The sequence below is a fragment of the Paenibacillus tengchongensis genome (genome assembly GCF_008973665.1).
Taxonomy (GTDB): domain Bacteria; phylum Bacillota; class Bacilli; order Paenibacillales; family Paenibacillaceae; genus Paenibacillus_AQ; species Paenibacillus_AQ tengchongensis.
In genome coordinates, this window is sequence record NZ_WACP01000027.1 from 1 (window position 1) to 19,351 (window position 19,351).

General features: G+C 52.7%; 14 protein-coding genes. 11 read left to right on the forward strand and 3 right to left on the reverse strand.

The genetic code is table 11. The features are described 5' to 3' along the window. Positions 1–108 precede the first annotated feature (108 nt). Positions 109–309 (reverse strand): hypothetical protein, encoded by a 201-nt coding sequence (locus F1381_RS27680; RefSeq protein ID WP_151738041.1) that lies wholly within the window; start codon positions 307–309, stop codon positions 109–111. Between the two features lie 203 nt (positions 310–512). Here F1381_RS27680 and F1381_RS27685 point away from each other — a divergent pair, with 203 nt between their 5' ends. Both F1381_RS27685 and F1381_RS27690 read left to right on the forward strand, forming a co-directional pair. Continuing rightward, the gene (locus tag F1381_RS27685) at positions 513–1,187 is read left to right on the forward strand and encodes a YczE/YyaS/YitT family protein (protein ID WP_246188219.1); all 675 of its coding nucleotides are present in this window, start codon (positions 513–515) and stop codon (positions 1,185–1,187) included. Positions 1,188–1,420: 233 nt separating this feature from the next. Then, positions 1,421–2,962, forward strand: a complete 1,542-nt coding sequence (locus F1381_RS27690) for a carboxylesterase/lipase family protein (protein WP_151738042.1) — start codon at positions 1,421–1,423, stop codon at positions 2,960–2,962. A gap of 22 nt (positions 2,963–2,984) precedes the next feature. On the opposite strand, the gene F1381_RS27695 is transcribed toward F1381_RS27690, so the two are convergent. Continuing rightward, entirely contained in the window at positions 2,985–3,749 is a 765-nt protein-coding gene (locus F1381_RS27695) for a helix-turn-helix transcriptional regulator (protein ID WP_151738043.1), read from the reverse strand. Positions 3,750–3,815: 66 nt separating this feature from the next. Between F1381_RS27695 and F1381_RS27700 the strand changes: the two genes are divergently transcribed. The 8 genes from F1381_RS27700 to F1381_RS27730 all read left to right on the forward strand — a co-directional run bounded on the left by F1381_RS27700 (position 3,816) and on the right by F1381_RS27730 (position 14,183). Beyond that, positions 3,816–5,243 carry a family 43 glycosylhydrolase gene (locus tag F1381_RS27700; protein ID WP_246188220.1) on the forward strand — a complete coding sequence of 476 codons (1,428 nt, stop codon included), beginning with the start codon at positions 3,816–3,818 and terminating at the stop codon, positions 5,241–5,243. 14 nt (positions 5,244–5,257) lie between these two features. After that, positions 5,258–6,691 (forward strand): glycoside hydrolase family 43 protein, encoded by a 1,434-nt coding sequence (locus F1381_RS27705; protein ID WP_151738044.1) that lies wholly within the window; start codon positions 5,258–5,260, stop codon positions 6,689–6,691. Positions 6,692–6,725: 34 nt separating this feature from the next. Further along, positions 6,726–6,980 (forward strand): hypothetical protein, encoded by a 255-nt coding sequence (locus F1381_RS28525; RefSeq protein ID WP_187355596.1) that lies wholly within the window; start codon positions 6,726–6,728, stop codon positions 6,978–6,980. Positions 6,981–7,000: 20 nt separating this feature from the next. Next, positions 7,001–7,873, forward strand: a complete 873-nt coding sequence (locus F1381_RS27710; protein ID WP_151738045.1) for a YitT family protein — start codon at positions 7,001–7,003, stop codon at positions 7,871–7,873. 134 nt (positions 7,874–8,007) lie between these two features. Next, positions 8,008–10,209: a rhamnogalacturonan lyase gene (locus F1381_RS27715; protein ID WP_246188221.1), complete on the forward strand. Its 2,202-nt coding sequence runs from the start codon at positions 8,008–8,010 to the stop codon at positions 10,207–10,209. 156 nt (positions 10,210–10,365) lie between these two features. After that, entirely contained in the window at positions 10,366–11,091 is a 726-nt protein-coding gene (locus tag F1381_RS27720; RefSeq protein ID WP_151738047.1) for a hypothetical protein, read from the forward strand. Between the two features lie 288 nt (positions 11,092–11,379). Further along, on the forward strand, positions 11,380–13,197 hold the full coding sequence (locus F1381_RS27725; RefSeq protein ID WP_246188222.1) for a glycoside hydrolase family 43 protein: 1,818 nt from the start codon (positions 11,380–11,382) through the stop codon (positions 13,195–13,197). Between the two features lie 29 nt (positions 13,198–13,226). Further along, the gene (locus tag F1381_RS27730) at positions 13,227–14,183 is read left to right on the forward strand and encodes a glycoside hydrolase family 43 protein (protein ID WP_246188223.1); all 957 of its coding nucleotides are present in this window, start codon (positions 13,227–13,229) and stop codon (positions 14,181–14,183) included. A 100-nt stretch (positions 14,184–14,283) separates the two neighbouring features. On the opposite strand, the gene F1381_RS27735 is transcribed toward F1381_RS27730, so the two are convergent. Next, positions 14,284–17,841, reverse strand: a complete 3,558-nt coding sequence (locus F1381_RS27735) for an S-layer homology domain-containing protein (RefSeq protein ID WP_151738050.1) — start codon at positions 17,839–17,841, stop codon at positions 14,284–14,286. Positions 17,842–18,632: 791 nt separating this feature from the next. Here F1381_RS27735 and F1381_RS27740 point away from each other — a divergent pair. After that, positions 18,633–18,983: a glycosyl hydrolase gene (locus F1381_RS27740; protein ID WP_246188224.1), complete on the forward strand. Its 351-nt coding sequence runs from the start codon at positions 18,633–18,635 to the stop codon at positions 18,981–18,983. Positions 18,984–19,351: the final 368 nt, after the last annotated feature.

Below are 19,351 nucleotides of genomic sequence, written 5' to 3' on the forward strand. Positions count from 1 at the left end.
GTTAAGCCCTCCAGCGCCGATGGTACTTGGACCGAAGGGTCCTGGGAGAGTAGGACGCCGCCAAGCACTGAAGACCACTGTTGATTAGTCAACAGTGGTCTTTTTGATTCATGAATTTTTAAAGTCGGCATTATTATCCGGTGAAATGCCGGGAGCCGTTACCTCCGCTTCATCATCCTGCATCGCACCCACGATTTCTTCCAGTTTGCCAGTCGCCCCTACATCGCCGGCCGGGCCTGAATCGGGTTCAGGAATGGGGTGAGCACCCGGACCGCGTCCGTCCAGCGGAGCTTCCTTGTCGTTCTTCATCTGATAGCTCTCCTTTCTGTGTGGCTGCTGTCTTAGAGTGTGTCAAAAACACCGTTCTATGTAACGATAACCGTCTCGGGTTCTTCTGAACCACTATAAGCCTTCAGAGGAACGAGAGTATGTATAAAGAAATCCAACCAGAATTTGAAAATGTGATATAATGGCATCGTTGTTGTAAAGTTCAACTTCAATATGAGTATGGGATGGGCATGATGAAGGGATATATTCGTAACCTGGATCGCAAACGGTTGATGATTATGGTGATCGGCAACGTATTTTTAGGGATGGGAATCAGTATTTTTAAATTGTCGGGCCTGGGGAATGATCCTTTCAGCGGCATGGTCATGGCGCTTGCAGACCGCGTGGGAATGGCTTATGCCAACTTTCTGATCGTACTGAACGTGGTGCTGTTTGTAATTGAATGGATAACGGGACGAAGGTTTATCGGTGCCGGAACCTTTGTAAATGCAATTTTGCTGGGTTACATAGCGACTTTCTTTCATAACACATGGTTACACTTGTTCGGTGAACCGGGGCTGTTCTGGCAGCGGGTGATCATTGTGGCCATCGGTGTGGTAGTTTGCAGCTTTGGGGTGTCTTTGTACCAGACCTCTGATGTGGGCGTAGCTCCCTATGACAGCCTGTCCTTGATCATGAGGGACCGCTTCCCGGGCATCACTTATTTCTGGCACCGGATGTTTACGGATGCGCTTTGCGCGTTGGTTTGCTTCCTGGCAGGAGGCATTGTAGGCTTGGGAACGCTGGTATCGGCATTCGGACTGGGACCGATCATCCATTTCTTTGATAAGCATTTCACGGAGAAACTGTTGGCCAAAGGACGTCCAAACCAGGTAAATAATAACCGTTACGTTTCGTAAGCACCCCGCCGCGTTCGCTGCGGGCTTGCTGGAAGACCCTGAATAGAGAACGGACTGCAAAGCGACTTGTCTGCGGATGAGTTGCTTTTTATTTTGCGGGAGCAGGTGAGGATATGTCAATTTTACTTGGGGATCGATCATTGTTTCAGACGGTGTATGCCCATTAATATTGATATTGTAAAAATGATAGCGCTTGCGAAGAACAATTGCGCCTTACAAAGGAGCGGATAAACATGCTTAGGTTGGTAAGCGTTGAGAATGGCAGGGTTCAGGGGCTGCCTGCGGCCGACCCCCGGATTACGAGCTTTAAAGGAATACCTTTTGCGGCTCCGCCTATTGGCGGGAACCGTTGGCGGGCCCCGCAGCCGGCTGAGGACTGGGAGGGAGTGCTGCAGGCCTACCAGTTCGCACCGGTGTCTATGCAGGTAAGGCAAGAGATCGACGACAACAACATCTATACCCGGGAATGGGCCGTAGAGCCGGACATTGCGATGAGCGAGGATTGTCTCTATCTCAATGTATGGACGCCAGCCCATCATCCCGGCGAGAAGCTGCCGGTATACGTGTGGTATTTCGGCGGAGGTCTGCAGGTAGGCCATCCGGCGGAAATGGAGTTTGACGGCGAAAGGATTGCCCGCCGGGGCATTGTGGTCGTCACGGTCAACTATCGCCTGAATGTGTTCGGGTTCATGTGCCATCCCGAGATCACTTCGGAAGCGCCGGAAGCGCCTGCGAACTTTGGCCACCTGGATCAGCAAGCGGCCACAAGGTGGGTGAAGCGCAATATTGCCGCCTTTGGCGGTGATCCGGACAATATCACTATCGGCGGACAATCCGCCGGCGGGGGAAGCGTAATGAGCCAGCTCACTTCGCCGCAGAACGAAGGCCTGTTTCAGCGGGCGATTGTCCAGAGCGGAGTCTTTACAAAGCTTTATTCGGATACCGTCATGCCCGGACTCCGGAACAGCCTGGAAGAGGCGGAACTGGAAGGTGTGCAGTTTCTAAGCTATCTGGGCGTATCCTCAATTGCAGAAGCCAGGAAGCTGGATGCCGTCTATCTGCGGGACAAGGCCGTAGCGTACGGCGGATTCTGGGGAACCGTCCCAGATCACCGGTTTCAGACAGGCAATCCATTTGAATTATTCCTGCGCAACCAGCGCTGGATGGTGCCGGTCATGTTCGGCCACACGTCCTCCGAGTTCTATGCCGTTCCTGAGGTTAGTACGTTTGAGGAGCTAGGGAAGCTTGCAGCAGATAAGTTCGGCGAGGATGCCGATGCCTTCCTGGCAATTTGCGGGGGGCTTTCCGGCAATATAGATGAGGCCAGAAAGAAAGCTTCGGTAAGCGTCATAGAATATGCGATCCGGCTTCTGGCCCGGGCTAATACGGATACCGGAGCCCATGCGCCTCTGTACTACTATAACTTCGATGCCGAAATTCCGGGATGGGATCAGCCGGGCACCTTCCACTCTGTGGATCTGTGGTTCTTCTTTGAGACCTTGGCCAAGTGCTGGAGGCCCTTCGTCGGCAAGCATTACGATCTGGCCCGTCAAATGTGCAATTACTGGGCCAACTTCATCCGCACCGGAGATCCGAACGGAACCGATGCCACAGGACTTAAGCTGCCGCGATGGGAGCCTTATACGGAGGAGCCTTACGGGATGCTGTTCACGGACGTGGCGGAAGGCTCCAGACAGGAGCCCGGCGAGATGATGGAATTTCTGGTTGAGCAGTATTTCAAGAAGAACGGGTTGGGTACTGCTGAATTAATGTGAAGCCGCTATCACGTAAGCTGTCTTAGCCCTTTGCATGCTTCTGGTAACTCCTTGGCGTATGCCCTGTAATTTGCTTGAATTGCCGGCAGAAGTGCTCCACATTCTGGTATCCGCACAGGAAAGCCACTTCGGCGATGCTTTGGGCGTTATGAATCAGATACTCCTTCGCCATACGGATCCGGCTGCTGATGACGTCCTCCATGCAGGAGATTCCGAACGTTTTTTTGTAAATGTTCTGAAGATAGCCCGGGCTGATCCCCAGGGAATCTGCCATTCCGGAAACGGTCCAATAGCCGCCCGGCTGGTTCTGAATCGCGGTTCGAAGCTTCAGTAATTTGTAGTATTGAGGGGTGATGCTCCCCTGAAAGTAGGATTCCCACAGCTTGTTAAACAGGATGCGGAGCAGGCTATCCAAGGAGGATTCTTTACAGTCCCGATTGAAATTGTGCTCGGTAACAAGCAGTTCAAACAGCTTGTGGCAGTAGTCCGGGTCATTCAAGGCAAAGGGAACGCCCAGCGGTAGCGGGGATTCCGTAATATAGGGTTCGTCGGCTTCAAAACGGATCCAGTCATTGATGAACTGACCGGCAGAGGCCCGGTAATGAACCTTCTGCGAAGGACGATACAGGATGGCACTGTGGGCAGGATAATCCCGGAATGCACCATTGACCCAGAATTGCCCGGGGGTCCTGGTGATGACCAGGAGCCAGTGATAGCCCACCGGAACCTCAATCTCAAAGTTGCCCGCATGTGCGGTATTGCTTTCTACAAAGTGAATATGCGCCATCTCTATCCCGTCTCCTCCTGGCAGACATGTCTTCTATTATATCATAAGAACGAAGGGGGATTTGTGTTGAACAAGAAACAAGGATACAATCCGTACCTGCCCTCATGGGAATACATTCCTGACGCCGAGCCCTATGTTTTTGAAGGCAGAGTGTATGTGTACGGCTCGCATGACCGTTTTAACGGACATGCCTTTTGTCTGAACGACTATGTTTGCTGGTCGGCGCCGGAGAACGATCTGGGCGACTGGCGGTATGAAGGGATGATCTACCGGACTACTGATGATCCGCAAAATCCGGACGGCAGCATGTGTCTGTACGCTCCCGATGTCACACTAGGACCGGATGGACGGTATTATCTCTATTATGTGCTCGACAAGGTGCCTGTCGTTTCGGTGGCGGTCTGCGACAAGCCGGCCGGCCAATACGAGTTCTACGGCTTTGTCCGCCATGCCGATGGAACACGCCTGGGAGAAAGAGAAGGCGATGAGCCGCAGTTTGACCCGGGCGTACTGACCGAAGGAGAGAACACCTACCTGTATACCGGGTTCTGCGCATACGGAGACTCTTCCAGACATGGAGCGATGGCAACGGTGCTCGGGCCCGACATGCTTACGATTATTGAAGAGCCGGTATTTGTGGCACCGAGCCAGCCATACAGCCAGGGGAGCGGATTCGAAGGCCATGAATTCTTTGAGGCCCCGTCTATCCGCAAAAAGGGGAGCACCTATTACCTGATCTATTCCTCCATTTCCATGCATGAGCTGTGCTATGCGACCAGTAAGCATCCGACCAGAGATTTTACCTATCAGGGAGTCATTGTAAGCAATTGCGATCTTCATATCGGCACCTACAAACCGGCGGAGCAGCCGATGTATTACGGCGGAAACAATCACGGCAGCATCGTTGAGATCAACGGCGACTGGTACATCTTTTACCACAGGCATACCAATGGAACGGCATTTTCCCGTCAGGGCTGCATTGAAAAGATTACTTTCCGCGCGGATGGCACCATTCCTCAGGTGGAGATGACCTCCTGCGGTCCGAACGGAGGCCCGCTTGAGGGTCGGGGCGAATATCCGGCGTACCTGGCCTGCCATTTATTCTGCAAGGATCAGGAAATGTATACCGGAGGCTTCGGCCGCACCGGCGCATGGATGGACAGCCGTTTTCCGAAGATTACCCAGGACGGCAGAGACGGCGACGAAGAGAGCGGCTACATTGCCAATATGACGGATTCGGCTACCGCCGGCTTTAAATCTTTTACTTGCGTAGGAATCACCAAAGTCAAAATCAGGGTACGCGGGTATTGTCAGGGCGAGTTTGAAGTCAAAACGTCATGGAACGGTCCGGCCCTCGGAAGGATACCTGTAGAATTCACGAATGTCTGGAAGGAGTATGCGGCGGATCTGGTGATTCCGGATGGAATACAGTCCCTGTATTTTACCTATACCGGCAACGGCAGTGCCAGTCTGGCCTCATTTGTTCTGGAATAAGGGAGGGAAGCATAATGACTAAACAATTGAAGCAGGCTATCGGCAAGATTCCGCCTAATGGCAATCCGGTGGTTGCGCACCGCTATGGGGCCGATCCGTATGCTCTTGTATTCGGCGGCCGGGTTTATTTATACATGACCCATGATGCCCTTGAGTATGACGAGACAGGCGGGGTAAAGGAGAATACTTACAGCCATATCAACAAAATATCAGTAATTTCCTCCGGCGATCTGGCAAACTGGACTGATCATGGGGAAATAGCGGTGGCCGGGCCGGAAGGTGCGGCGAAGTGGGCTACCCAGTCATGGGCGCCTGCAGCCGTCCATAAGGTCATCGGCGGCAAGGATAAATTCTTCCTGTATTTTGCCAACAACGCCAGCGGTATTGGCGTCCTGTCGGGCGACAGTCCGGTGGGCCCGTGGACCGACCCGATTGGCGAAGCGCTTATACTTCGCTCTACACCAGGAGTGGAGGACGTAACCTGGCTGTTCGACCCGGCGGTTCTCGTTGACGATGACGGCCAGGGGTATATCTATTTCGGCGGCGGAGTACCGGAAGGCGAATATGCGGAGCCGGGCACAGCACGGGTAATGAAGCTTGGCGAGGACATGACCAGCGTAACGGGAACCGCAGAAGTGATCCCTGCTCCGTTCATGTTTGAGGATGCCGGTATACATAAACGGGAAGGCATCTACTACTACACCTATTGCTCCAATTTCTACGACGGGGAGCGCCCGGCGGGCAGTCCTCCTGCAGGCGAGATCGCCTATATGACAAGCGACAAGCCGCTGGGACCCTGGAGCTATATAGGGACGATGTTAAAGAATCCGGGGCATTTTTTCGGAGTAGGGGGCAATAATCATCATGCCATTTTTCAATTTGATGAAGTCTGGTACATTGCCTATCACGCCCAAACCTTGTCTAAGGCGCAGGGAATAGCCAACGGTTACCGTTCGACACATCTCAACCGGCTTCATCATAACGGGGACGGTTCAATGGAGGAGGTGCAAGCGGATTACGCGGGTGTAGAGCAAACCCGGTATTTTGATCCGTATTCACTCATACCGGCGGCAACATCCGGGTGGAGCGCAGGCGTGAAGGCTGAACCCGGGGGAGCTGAGGGAGAACGGATTCTGGCGGACATAACCAACGGCGGCTGGGTCGGGTTGTCCGGGGTGGATTTCGGAAGCAAAGGTGCAGCAGCATTCAGTGCTTCGGTTATCAGCCTTGAAGGAGGCGGTATGATCGGGTTGCATCTGGATGGTCCGGCAGGCCCGCTGATTGGCGAGCTGTACATTCCTGCTGCGCATGGGCTGGAGCGGCAACTGGAGCTGAGAACGGGCGTTAGCGGGGCCGAAGGCGTTCACGATCTGTATCTGGTATTTAACGGGGAAAACAATATCCCGTTATTTAAACTTGCAGCATGGCGGTTTATACGGGAGGACTGAGCAGTTATCGGAAAACGGTTCATCCCGTGGCTGAATGATTTGGGCTGAAGGGGGGCCTTTGCCCGGCAAAGTCCAGCCCTTTAAAGCCGATCCTAATACAAAAGGGACATTCCAAGCAGAATTTCATCATGCTTGGTGTGTCCCTTATTTTTTGCCGGACATTAGCACTGTATCTTATCATTTAAATGCCACCCGCCTCAGCACGCTATTTGCTTCAACTGTGAAGAATATTATAGACTGGATTCTGTCAGCTAATTTCAAGAGGTTTATCATCGGTTGGTGCATTTAACGAAGAAAAGGGGAAGCAGGATGAATGAAAAGAGACATCAAAAATCCAATAAGCTCAGGGTACTATCCAGAGGGCTGCTAATCATTATAGGGGCCCTTATAGCCGCCTACGGGCTGGAAGCCGTCTTAATCCCTAACAATGTCTCGGACGGGGGCGTGACGGGACTGAGTATCGTCGGCTCCGAACTGTTTGGGCTACCGTTAGGGCTGCTGATTGCTGTCATTAACATCCCTTTTGTCTGGCTGGGTTACAAGCAAATCGGTAAAAGCTTTGCCGTATATTCCGTTCTGGGTATTGCCTCATTAGCGGCCGGTACGGTTCTCATGCATCACGTTCCAACGATTATTCAGGGAGATACTTTGCTGGTCACTGTTGTCGGCGGGATTATTATCGGTTTTGGCATGGGTCTGGCGCTGCGTAACGGCGGGGCACTGGATGGAATCGATATGCTGGCCGTGCTGCTCTCGCGGAAGCTGCCTTTTGGCACAAGTGATCTGATCCTGTTCCTGAATGCCTTTGTCTTCATCGTGGTGTCGACCGTATTTGGTTTACAAGGGGCGATCCTTTCGGCGCTGGCTTATTTCATTGCTTCCAAGGTTATACATATCGTTGAGGAAGGCCTTAGCGGCTCCAAAACGTTTAAAATTATTACCAATCAGCCTGAAATCATGGTGGAAACGATCCGGGACCGCTTGGGACGCGGAGCAACCTATACAGATGCATACGGCGGCTATTCCAATGAGCAGTACAAAGAAATTACCTGCGTAATCAACCGGCTGGAAGACAGCAAAATTAAAGAGATCATTGCCGAAATCGATCCCAATGCTTTTGTCGTTGTCTATGATGTAGCCGAGGTTCGCGGCGGTAATTTCAAAAAGAAAAATATCCATTAACCGTAAGCCTGCAAGATAGTGCAAAATGCTCCAAAAAGTCCAACGCTGCAAAATCGTCCGTCCAAAAAGTCCTATTGCCGGAAGAGGCGCAGGAACGTATGCTACGGGTGTTGATTTTGGAAGGAGGATTTGAAATGAGCTTGCAGATGGAGCGTTTGGATCGGGGACTGGCTGCAGTGTGCACCTCCGAGGGGATATTTATCAGCTGGCGGCTGTTGGGACAGGAGGTGAGCGCCGCTGCAGAGCATGGCCTGATGGGCGCAGACTTCCGCGTGTACCGGGACGGAGCGCTTGTGGCGGAGGTTGGCGACAGCACTAATTATTTGGATAAAGAGGGCAGCAGAGAATCGAAGTATTCGGTTGCCGCAGTGATAAACGGGGAGGAACAGGAGCCCTGTGCCGTTGTTCAGCCGTGGGAGACCCCTTATCTGGAGATCCCGCTCCAAAAGCCGGCGGACGGGGTAACTCCTGCGGGAGAGTCCTATACATACAGCGCGAATGACATGAGTGTCGGTGATGTGGACGGCGACGGTGAGTACGAATATATTGTGAAATGGGACCCGTCCAATTCAAAGGATGTCTCTCACGTTGGTTATACGGGAAATGTATATCTGGACTGTTACAAGCAGAATGGTACTCTTTTGTACCGGATTGATCTTGGAGTGAATATCCGTGCGGGAGCGCATTACACCCAGTTCCTGGTTTATGACTTTGACGGGGACGGTAAGGCGGAGCTGATGTTTAAGACAGCGCCCGGCACCCGGACTATCCGCTACCAGGATGGCGCTCCCGTCTCCGAAGCCTTCATCACCCTGCTTCCGGAGGATGCAGAAGCCGGATACAGCCACGCGGATGATTACCGCATGAACGGCACCGATTATACGGAGCATGTGGTAGAGATGTTCCGGCAGTGGCACCGGCACGAAGAGGTGGTTGCCGGGCATTGGCCGGCAACGCTGGAGGAGTGTTTCGGCCTTGCTCCGGAATATACCTATCCGCTCTCCCGGGAAGATGCGGAACGGCTGGCCGACTATTTCCTGGATGTGTATGCGCCGGGAAGAAGTGAACGCAACAAGCTGCGCCAATTCGAGGGCTTTATTCTGAGCGGACCGGAGTATCTCAGCGTCTTCCGCGGCGAAACGGGAGAAGAGCTGACGACGGTCCGCTACAAGCCGGGCCGCCATGACGACGGGCTCATGTGGGGAGACTATTCCTGGAACCGGATTGAGCCGGGTAACAGGGTGGACCGCTTTCTGGCCGGGGTTGCTTACCTGGACGGCGTCAAGCCTTATGCACTATTTGCCCGCGGGTATTACACCCGCGCTGCGGTGGCCGCCTACAGCTGGGACGGACAGGAGCTCAAGGAGCCCTGGTATACCGACAGCGGCTGGGTCACTATGAACAATCCGTTTCAGGATACGCTTCACCAGCAGGACGGCCGTAATCCTGATTACGGCGGACTGGCCAGGCAGGGCGCCCATGCCTTGTCTACCGCCGATGTGGACGGGGACGGCTGCCAGGAAATCATTTACGGCTCGGCTACGATTGACCATGACGGCAGCATTCTGTACAGCTCCGGCGGGATTCTGCCGGAAGGAAGTGTGGCCCCGGGGGAATATGCCAAGCTGGGGCACGGTGATGCCTTGCATGTGGCGGCTGTCGATCCCGATCGGGACGGCCTGCAGATCTATATGGTGCATGAGGAGGGCATTCATGGTCCATATGGCTATACCTTGCGGGATGCAGCTACCGGCGAGGTGCTGTATGGTGATTTTGCCAGGGAGGATGTCGGCCGCGGGATGATCGGCAAAGTGGAGCCGGAGGTACCCGGTCTGCAAACCTGGTGCAGCGAGAGCCACCTGGCCCACGAGCCGTCCCGGGGCCTGCGCTCCGCCAAGGGCGAGAAGCTGAATGAGCTGGCTCCCGGGACCAACATGAGCATCAAATGGGCGGCGGACATGACGACGCAGTTCATCAGCGGCACGTTCGGCGAACCGATAGCCATTGAAGACTGGAAGCGGGGCCGGCTGATGACGGCCGAAGGTACCCGCTCCAATAACGGGACCAAGGGCAATCCTTGCCTGGTGGCCGACCTTTTCGGCGATTGGCGGGAGGAGCTGGTGGTGCGCACGGCGGACAGTACAGCCATCCGCATCTATATGAGCACGGAGCTGACAGACCGCAAGCTGTACACCCTGATGCATGATCCCCAGTACCGGACAGGGGTAGCGTGGCAGAACGTGGTGTACAACCAGCCTTGTTATACCAGCTTCTATCTGGGAACAGATATGAACTGGTCCAAGGTTCCGGTTCCGGATTTGCAGAAGGAACAGTAATTGAAGCGAAGGACCTGGTTAGCACAGCTAACCGGGTCTTTTTTTAGCAAGTGAAGGTCCAACATACTATGATTCGACAATATACGAGAATAATGTTGTGGTACTATATTACAAGTTTATAAATGAATTCTGGCATAAACAGAAAGGAGCATCCAAGTGGAAGATGATGACAGGCCCCGAATTCCGTTTTGGATTATTGTGTGCATTGCAGTGCCCCTTGGGTATGTGTTGTTGATAAACCCGCTGTTCTTCGGCTTCCTGGGGGACATCGGTGATGTGCGGGAGGAGAAAAGGGAAACACGCTGGTTATTGAAAGAGCGGTATGACCAGTCATTTAAGATCCTTTCTTTTCATAAACCCACCATGCTTCGGGAATATGAGGGAAGAGTCCTGTCCAAGGGGGATAACATTGTATTTAATGTGCGCACGGGAAGCGGCGGGTCAGAGAACGATTATCGGTTAAGAGCGTGGGCCCATCCCATTATTGCCCCTAAAGTGAGTGACGACACCGTATATGAGGTTGATTTTGCCGGCTCATTATCAGCGCAGGATGAGGATCAGGACTATAGGGACACTATCTTCATAAAGAATCCCCGCGATTTAAGCATCCATATTAAGCTGGCCTATCCCCATAAAATAAAAAGATCCCAGCTTTATTCTATAGTCGAGAGCTTTAAGCATAAAGAAGTTGGAGAAGTGCAGCTTGTTCTGCACCCGATGCTGGCTGCGCCGGATATTAAGAAAATGCAGAAACAGGATATGTCAGATTACATAGAAGAGCATGGGGACCAGTTTGTGGAGGAGTGTGTAATCGGTAATTACGGAAGCATAGACGCAGAAGAAGATATCATTGCCGCAAGTGCATGCATGGATACGGATTAGCAGGGGAATGTTGCAGTTAAATCCGGAAGAATGGGAAGAAAAAAGGAGGACCTGTCATATGGCGGGTCTTTTGTTGTTAGGCCGGTTGTAGGTTGTAAGAGATATTAATGTTTATGTTAATCGTGTTTCGGAAGTGCATAGACTCAAACAACATTCTTCTGAAAAATTCTCTATTATTGCATTGACTCAGGCTCTTTCGTTTGCCTATAATGTTTTTGTAATTATAAATTTATTAATAAATATATTAACTAGTGTTCCTTAAAAATTCTGATGAGAGGAATTAACTCCGTGGACATTCAAACGAAACAAAATTACGCCGGTTACCTGCTGGTGCATTTTATCGGGGAGCAGCCTGACGGGGAGCAGGTGTATTTCTCTTACAGCGAGGACGGTCGCTATTTCAAGGATCTGAACGCAGGCGGGCCGGTTCTGCGCTGGGAGAAGGGCGAGCAGGGGGCGAGAGATCCCTTTATTGTCCGCTCACCGAAGGAAGGCAAGTTCTATCTCATTGCGACGGATCTGCGTATTGCCAGCGGCAAGGGCTGGGATACAGCGGTGAACGCGGGCAGCCGGGATATGATCGTCTGGGAATCGGAGGATCTGGTGAACTGGTCCGAGCCTTGGCCGGTAACCATCGGGATAGAAGGTGCGGGATGCGTCTGGGCTCCGGAGGCAGTATATGATGAGGCAGCGGATGAATTTCTGGTGTTCTGGGCTTCGGCTACCCAAGAGCCGCAGGAGAGTGAGCGGAAGCATAAAATATATGCTGCACGCACCAGAAACTTCCGGGAGTTTACGGAGCCGAAGAAGTATATAGAGCGGGATAATCATATCATCGATACCACGATAATCGCCCATGACGGCAAGTATTACCGTTATTCCAAGGATGAAACGACCAAGAACATCCGGGTGGAGCAAGGCTCGTCGCTGGACAAGGACGCCTTCAGTTATGTGGACGCGCCGGTGCTGGAGGCTATTATGGGTGTAGAAGGTCCGGAGATATTTAAGCTGAACGGCCGTGAGGAATGGTGCCTTATTGTGGACCGCTATGCGGAAGGCAAAGGTTATCTGCCCCTCATGACCACCGATCTCGGAAGCGGGGAATTCCGGATTCTCGGAGAGGAAGAGTTCGATCTGGGCCGGAACAAGAAACGACATGGCGGCGTACTCCCGATTACAGCGGAGGAATGCAGCCGGCTGCTGGCGGCGTTCGGGGACGGCCATCAGGTGCTGCCCGGACAATTCGCCGACCCGGATCTTGCGAAGTTCGGTGACCGTTATTATCTGTATCCGACAACCGATGGTTTTGAAGGCTGGGCGGGTACGCAGTTTCATGTATTCTCCTCCGCCGACCTGAAAGTGTGGCAGGATGAAGGCGTCATATTGGATCTGGCAACAGATGATGTGCCTTGGGCGGTCAGCAGTGCCTGGGCTCCGGCCATTGCGGCCCGAAACGGCCGGTACTTCTACTATTTCTGCGGCAAGAAGCCGGACGGAGAGAGCGCAATCGGTGTTGCGGTCTCTGAAGCGCCGGCGGGTCCGTTCCGTGCACAACCGGAGCCGCTGATTACGATGGGGCAGTTGAAACGTCTCGGGATTGCCATGGGGCAAGCCATCGACCCATCCGTCTATATGGAAGAAGACGGCACACCGTACCTGTTGTTCGGAAACAGCCATGCTGCGATTGTACAGCTCGGCGACGATATGATAACAGTAATTGAAGATACAATGAAGAACCTGGAGGGGCTGCACGACTTCCGTGAAGGGGTTACTGTTCTCAAGCGTGACGGGCTGTACCACTTTACCTGGTCCTGCGATGACACGGGCAGTGAGAATTACCATGTGAATTACGGGACGTCGGAGCAGTTGTATGGTCCGGTAACTTTCCGTTACACGGTACTCAGCAAGAATACGGACAAGGAGATGTTCGGCACGGCGCATCATTCCATTATGCATGACCCGGATACCGGGCAATACTGGATCGCGTATCACCGGTTCGTGACGCCGTTGTCCCGCTTCAGCGGGTACAAGGGCTACCACCGCGAGACCTGCATCGACCCGCTGCAATTTGGCGAAGACGGACTGATGCAGACAGTGAAGCTATGAGCGAAATGAAATCTCAGGAGGTTCTCACCATGAACGAAACGATTACCAATCCGCTAGTCCTGCAGCGTGCCGATCCCTGCATTTACCGGCACAGCGACGGCTACTATTATATGACTGCTTCTGTGCCGGAATATGACCGGATCGAGCTGCGCAGAGCGAAGACACTGGGCGGGCTTGCCGGGAGTGAAGCGGTCGTGATCTGGCGGAAGCGCCTGGCCGGCATCATGAGCGGTTACGTGTGGGCGCCGGAGATTCATTTCATCGGCGGCAAATGGTATGTCTATTTCTCGGCCGGCAGCGATGACGCGCCGTTCGCCCAGCGTCTGTATGTTCTTGAGAATGCATCCGGGAATCCGCTGGAAGGAAGCTGGGAGGAGAAGGGAAGAATTTATACGGCATGGGATACGTTCTCGCTGGATGCCACAACGTTTGAGCATGCGGGCTCGCGTTATCTGGTATGGGCCCAGGAGGACCCGTCGGTTGCCGGGAATTCCAGTCTGTTCATCTCCAGGATGGCTAATCCATGGACACTGGAAGGAGAACAAATTGTGATTACCCGCCCGGAATACGACTGGGAGACGGTAAAATACCGGGTGAACGAGGGGGCTTCCGTGCTGAAGCGCAGCGGTAAAATCTTTATTGCCTACTCCGCCAGCGCCACCGACCATCATTATTGCATGGGGATGCTGACGGCAGCGGCTGATGCTGATCTGCTGGATTCCGCTTCGTGGATGAAGTCCCCGGTACCGGTCTTTCAGTCGAGTGAGGAGAACGGCCAATACGGTCCGGGACATAACAGCTTTACGGTCTCGGCGGATGGAAAGCAGGATCTGCTTGTCTACCATGCTCGCAATTATAAGGAGATCAAGGGGGATCCCCTGTTCGATCCCAACCGGCATACCCGCGTACAACCTGTGACATGGGCGGAGGACGGCTCGCCGGTCTTCGGCACGCCGGTTCCGGATGGCGCGGAAGTGAAGCTGTAGCGTTATTCGTAGAGTAAGCTCAGGCATATAAGGGCAAGACCCTATACTAAAATACGGAAGCCCCCGGCCATTGCGGCCGGGGGCTCCTTCTTAAGTTGAATTATTGCAGATTCAAAATATTGCTGATAATAACAGCTGCCTGCGCACGGTTGGCGATGCCTTTCGGCGCGAAGGTGTCGGCGGTCATGCCTTGCACAATGCCCTCCTGAGTCAGCAGGGCAACTGCGTCTTTACCGTAAGAAGCAATGCTGGCTTTGTCTTTGAAGCCTGCAAGTGCGGCATCGGTATCGGTCACCGCTTTGCCTTTGAACTTCGTCAGTGCGTTCGCGGCGATAATGGCCATTTCTTCACGGGTGATGGCGCGGTTAGGCTCGAATTTGCCGTTGCCGACACCGTTCACTAGGCCGTTCTCCACGCCGGCGGCGACATAGCTGTAAGCCCAGCTCGCAGTGCTTACATCGCTGAAGCTGGCCGAAGCGTTCTCCAGCGACAGACTAAAGGCGCGGACGATCATCGTGATGAATTCGGCGCGGGTAACTTCCTTCAGCGGAGCGAAGGAATTGCCGCCTACGCCGTTAATGATGCCTTTTGCCGTCAAGTCCTGAATCGCCGGAGCTGCCCAGGCCACGTTGCCGAGATCGGTGAAGCTGACTGCCGGAGCCGGAGTAGCTGTCGGCTGTGTAGCCGGAGTCTCGGCAGGTGCCGGTGTAGCGCTTGGAGCAGGCGTTGCCGTCGGAGCCGGTACGGATGTGTCCGAAGAAGGTTCCTGTTCAAGCACACCGTTGTCCATGCCGTCTGCTTCCGTAGCTGCCGGAGCGGAGGCATAAATTGCATTGGCCAGTAGTCTGAACTGGTTCTGCGGATGATATTTGTTCAGCAGATCGTTCGCGAACAAAGTGACATGGATATTGTCCGTCTGATAATCCAGGGCCAGTACATGACCTTTGGCGGCAGAACTGTTCGGCCACCAGCCGGCTTTAAAGAAGTCATCGCCGGTTCCATAGGTTGCCAGCACTTTTGCACCTTCCGGAACAGATGTGATGTAAGCGGCGGATACAGTGTACAGGTATTCCTCTGCTTCATATGGAGCGGTAATCAGGCTGTCCTGCGAAATGTTGGCCTGGAACAGTCCTTCATGCGCTGCGGTTTTGCCCGCCTGGTTCACCGGATTGGAATAGTCCAGGCCCGGCAGGAGGTTCAACGCTTTGACACTGCTTAGTATGGTCCGGCCGTAGCCGATAAACGGTTTACCGGAGGCAATCAGGTTCGTACCGGAGTTGACCAGTACATCGGCTGCCGCTGTATCGGTGGTCACCGTAAAGCCAAGATCGGCCAGGATGTAAGAAGGCGCTCCGGCAATGGCGACATTCGCCGGCTTGAGCAGCTTGCCTGTCTTGTCGCCAGCCGTGCTGAATGGCACCAAGTCAAGCAGGTATTTGGAAGCTACGGTTCTCAGATTGGATCTGGAGACCAGGAAGCTGCCTTTTTCATAGCCGGTACCGCCGTTATCCAGCAGAGTTACAGCCTTCTTGTTGGCCAGCAGTTCGTTGACCGCTTTGATAGCATCGTTGTTGGTGTTGCGGATCACATAATCTTGTGCAAACGGATAATGTTCCAGATGGGTTGCAGGAATAGTGACGCTGCTGATCTGGGTCGTCTTGCCGGTAAAAGCGTCAGCCGTGCGGCTGATATACCGGTCGAATCCGCGCATGTCTGCGAAATTCTGGACTGTATCGGAATACATCGCATCGAAGTCGGAGACATCCAGCCCGTCATACAGCACCAGGTTGGCGAAGCCGCGTTTGGCCTGATGCATGTTCACTACAAAGGTGCCGGCCGGATAAGTGACGCCATCCACTTCTACCGGCGTGATCGTCCGTTCAACCTTGACTCCGTTGCGGAGCAGGTATTGGGCCATTTTGTACGTTTCCAGTTCGTTCTTCTGCAGCTCTTTGGCTACCGGAAGCACATAATATTCAGGGAAGAAGTTCGTGTCTTCGCTTTCGCGCTCACGTCCGATCGACTCATACTGTGCATTAACCAGATACGGATCAACGGTATGATGATCTTCGTTGTTGATGCCGCGTTTGAAGATTTCGAGCTGGTTCAGGAACAGTTTCTCTTTGTTGTCCTGCACATACTTGGTGGCTGCCAGTGCCGCATAATAGAAGGCATCGAGGGAGTCAGCATTCAGCTCTGGAACCTCAATGGTGTGCCCGAGAGCACCCTGGTGCATGGCATAGACGGCGGTATACGCCGGGGAAGCATCGTCCCAACCTGTGGCATTGCCGTAAGGGTCGGCATAATTCGGGTCCTCGGCTAACTTTTGTGCTTCCAGGTAAGGAATGTGGTATACATCGTATTTGGTGTTGGCAATACCGGCATTGCCCATGGCATTGGCCTGCTCCAGCATATTGTCCAGCATCAGATCATATTCGATGTTCGGATCATGCGGCGGCGTACAAGGCTCGATCAGGAAGCCGCTCACGAAGCCGTGCATATCCAGGAAGCTCAGTGGGGTCCACTTGGCAATCTGTGCGGTAACCGCCTGAGTCTCCGGCTGGGTCTGGTAGGAGTTGTCGCGGTTCGGGTCCAGCAGTGTGGAAGTCGCGCGGGTATTCAGGGCACGGCCATCCGGATTCTCCACATAGTCCAGCAGGAAAATTACGTTGTCCAGCGCGTCGTCAATGTTCAGGGTGACCGGAACCGTCTTGCCGGCGTCGTCAGTTGTATTATAAGTAACGACTTGTTCGGTCATCAGGGTTTCCAGGAACTTGATGATCACGTCTACGCCGTTGGCTTCATCCGCATGGATATTGTTGAGCCAGATCGGCACTTTATAATCCTGAAGCTGTCCGCTGTTGATCATTTCCTGCAAGGCTTCAGGATCATTGTTCATCAGCGGCAGCGTTTCGTTCAAATATTGGTCTACAGACGCTTTATCCTTGGCGACGATCGAGAAATGAATGGCCCGTCCCTGTGTGGACTTTCCGATCTCCTGGTATTCTACATATCGGCCGTATTTATTGTTCTCGGCCGAGGTCAGCCGGTCAATGGCCGGTTTAATTTCATCATATGTATGATAGCCATCATACGGGTTCAGCTTGACCTGCTGCTGCGCCAGCACTTCACCGGCCGGTGCGGTTGCAGTCAGGTTGTATACTCCTGCAAGCTTCACATATTCAGTGCGGATGCCGCTAAGCGACAGATTGTTGCCGAAAGGCTGGTCGAAGTATACCAGAGCGGTTACCGTAGAAGCGGCAGCGGGTGCATAGGTAACGGATACGAACGGATTGCCTGTGTAAGCTTTGGCATCCTTGTCCCATTTCTTCCACAGTGCCAGCGCCTTAGTCTCTTCTGCCGTTCTGCCGAACGTCCAGTTGACCTGGTCTGCCGTTACTCCTTCAGGGAGAGTCAGTGTGACCTTCAAAGTTCTGGCTTCGGTCATCGAAGCCTGGTAGACCTCTTCAGAAACGGAGGTTGCCGCCGGTTCGGAGGCTTCCGCAGTTACAGCAGACAAGGCGCCGGAATCCCCCGCCGGAGCGGTGAGAACTTGAGCTTGTACTTCAGCTGCAGTTTCGCCGGCATAGGCTGCCGGAACGATTCCCGACAACGTCAGGGTTAGGGCGATTAATAAGGATAATAGTTTCTTAGTCATCAATTTACCTCCCAGTGGTCTATTCGTTGTGTCGCGGTAAAAAGGACTGTTTCAGTCCATGCAGTTTTATGCATCCCCCCATGAATTCGCACAGCGATGCTCTCATGAATATGTCATATTCACATCGTATGTAACGAATTAATATACAATATTAATGTTTTATATGCATTTGAATCAATATAATATAGCATTTTAATTAAAATCGGAAGCTTTTTTTGCAGAATTAAATCTACACATAGATTTGGCCAAATAAAAAGACTGCAGGTCTCCGTGAGAGATTGCAGTCCTATGCTCAGTTCCCGGTTCTGGAATCGGCCGGGTAATGCCTGGGAGAAGAGCCTATTTCACATGCCTTCTGAATGCGGAAGCGGATCAGGTAATCCTGGATGCTGCAGTGCATTCGTTGGTTGAAGAGCGCGCATAATAATAACTGCGGTTAAGCCCTACGACCGGAAGATATCCGCAACGCTGTTTTTGTGGGGATACTTGATTTCGATAAAATCCTTGACCTGACCCGCGTAAAATTCTGCCCGGGACCCGCCGGAAACAGAGACAGGCGCCGGTCCGCACTCTACAAGCAGTGCCAGCAGCAGATAAAACAGCCACAGTACAGATGGAACTCTGTATATAGAAGAAATAACCGGGGAGCTACCAGCATTATGCGGGTTTGAGCCTGCTGGCGTACTCCCCGAATATCAATACAGGAGATGCCAGTGAGGCTTGCCTGATTGAAGTAGAGGAAATAAAACACGCTGGAAAATGCATGGGACTGGGCGCTGAATAAACGCGGTCTGGTCACATCTACCTGGCACTGGTTCTCGTCGTCCGGGAGCCGGGACAAAGACTTTTATAGGGAAAACACCATATTTGATGCCTCCCGGGCAGTGACGGCTGGCACCGGAGAATACCATGTGCATATTGCAGACATGGATCATATGGCGGCATTGTTTAAGTCCTTCTGGGAGCAGCGTATTCCGATTCTCTGGCGGCCTTCGGCCATTGTGGCTGGGACATCCCTGGTTCTATCAGCTGCTGAGAGAGAGTCTTCTATTTATATGCTTCCAAACTATAACGGATGGAAAAGATTACGCATTGAATCAGCCTGGCAGATGAAGTATATTGTTATTCCGGCCATTAATTAAGAGAAAACTTGGTCGGATGGTAAAAAATACAGCTTGTAAGATCGACTGGTATTATGATATATTATTATTCCGGCCGCGTTGAAGCGGTTTGAATAAATAAAAGTTGAATTTCAGCCGGCAGAGAATTTTAATAAAAACTTCTTGCCAAAATGAAATATAAATGATATAATCTAATTCTGGTCGACAAACGACCGATAGAGATTATGAAGGTTGATCTTTGAAAACTGAACAACGAGTGAGTATCGGAAATCGCCTTATTGGTTTCAATGAAGTGATTCCACAAATGAGAATTTATTCTCGTCAGTTTCAAAATGAGCTATCAGCTTATTCGATAAAGTTTCGGATCACCCGGAACGACCTTATTGGAG

Excerpts from the sequence above, each read along its gene's own strand:
- F1381_RS27710 (WP_151738045.1), top strand. The coding sequence starts at position 7,001 with ATGAATGAAAAGAGACATCAAAAATCCAATAAGCTCAGGGTACTATCC.
- F1381_RS27730 (WP_246188223.1), top strand. The coding sequence starts at position 13,227 with ATGAACGAAACGATTACCAATCCGCTAGTCCTGCAGCGTGCCGATCCC.
- F1381_RS27685 (WP_246188219.1), top strand. The coding sequence starts at position 513 with ATGGGCATGATGAAGGGATATATTCGTAACCTGGATCGCAAACGGTTG.
- F1381_RS27690 (WP_151738042.1), top strand. The coding sequence starts at position 1,421 with ATGCTTAGGTTGGTAAGCGTTGAGAATGGCAGGGTTCAGGGGCTGCCT.
- F1381_RS27680 (WP_151738041.1), bottom strand. The coding sequence starts at position 309 with ATGAAGAACGACAAGGAAGCTCCGCTGGACGGACGCGGTCCGGGTGCT.
- F1381_RS27695 (WP_151738043.1), bottom strand. The coding sequence starts at position 3,749 with ATGGCGCATATTCACTTTGTAGAAAGCAATACCGCACATGCGGGCAAC.
- F1381_RS27715 (WP_246188221.1), top strand. The coding sequence starts at position 8,008 with ATGAGCTTGCAGATGGAGCGTTTGGATCGGGGACTGGCTGCAGTGTGC.
- F1381_RS28525 (WP_187355596.1), top strand. The coding sequence starts at position 6,726 with ATGATTTGGGCTGAAGGGGGGCCTTTGCCCGGCAAAGTCCAGCCCTTT.
- F1381_RS27705 (WP_151738044.1), top strand. The coding sequence starts at position 5,258 with ATGACTAAACAATTGAAGCAGGCTATCGGCAAGATTCCGCCTAATGGC.
- F1381_RS27735 (WP_151738050.1), bottom strand. The coding sequence starts at position 17,841 with ATGACTAAGAAACTATTATCCTTATTAATCGCCCTAACCCTGACGTTG.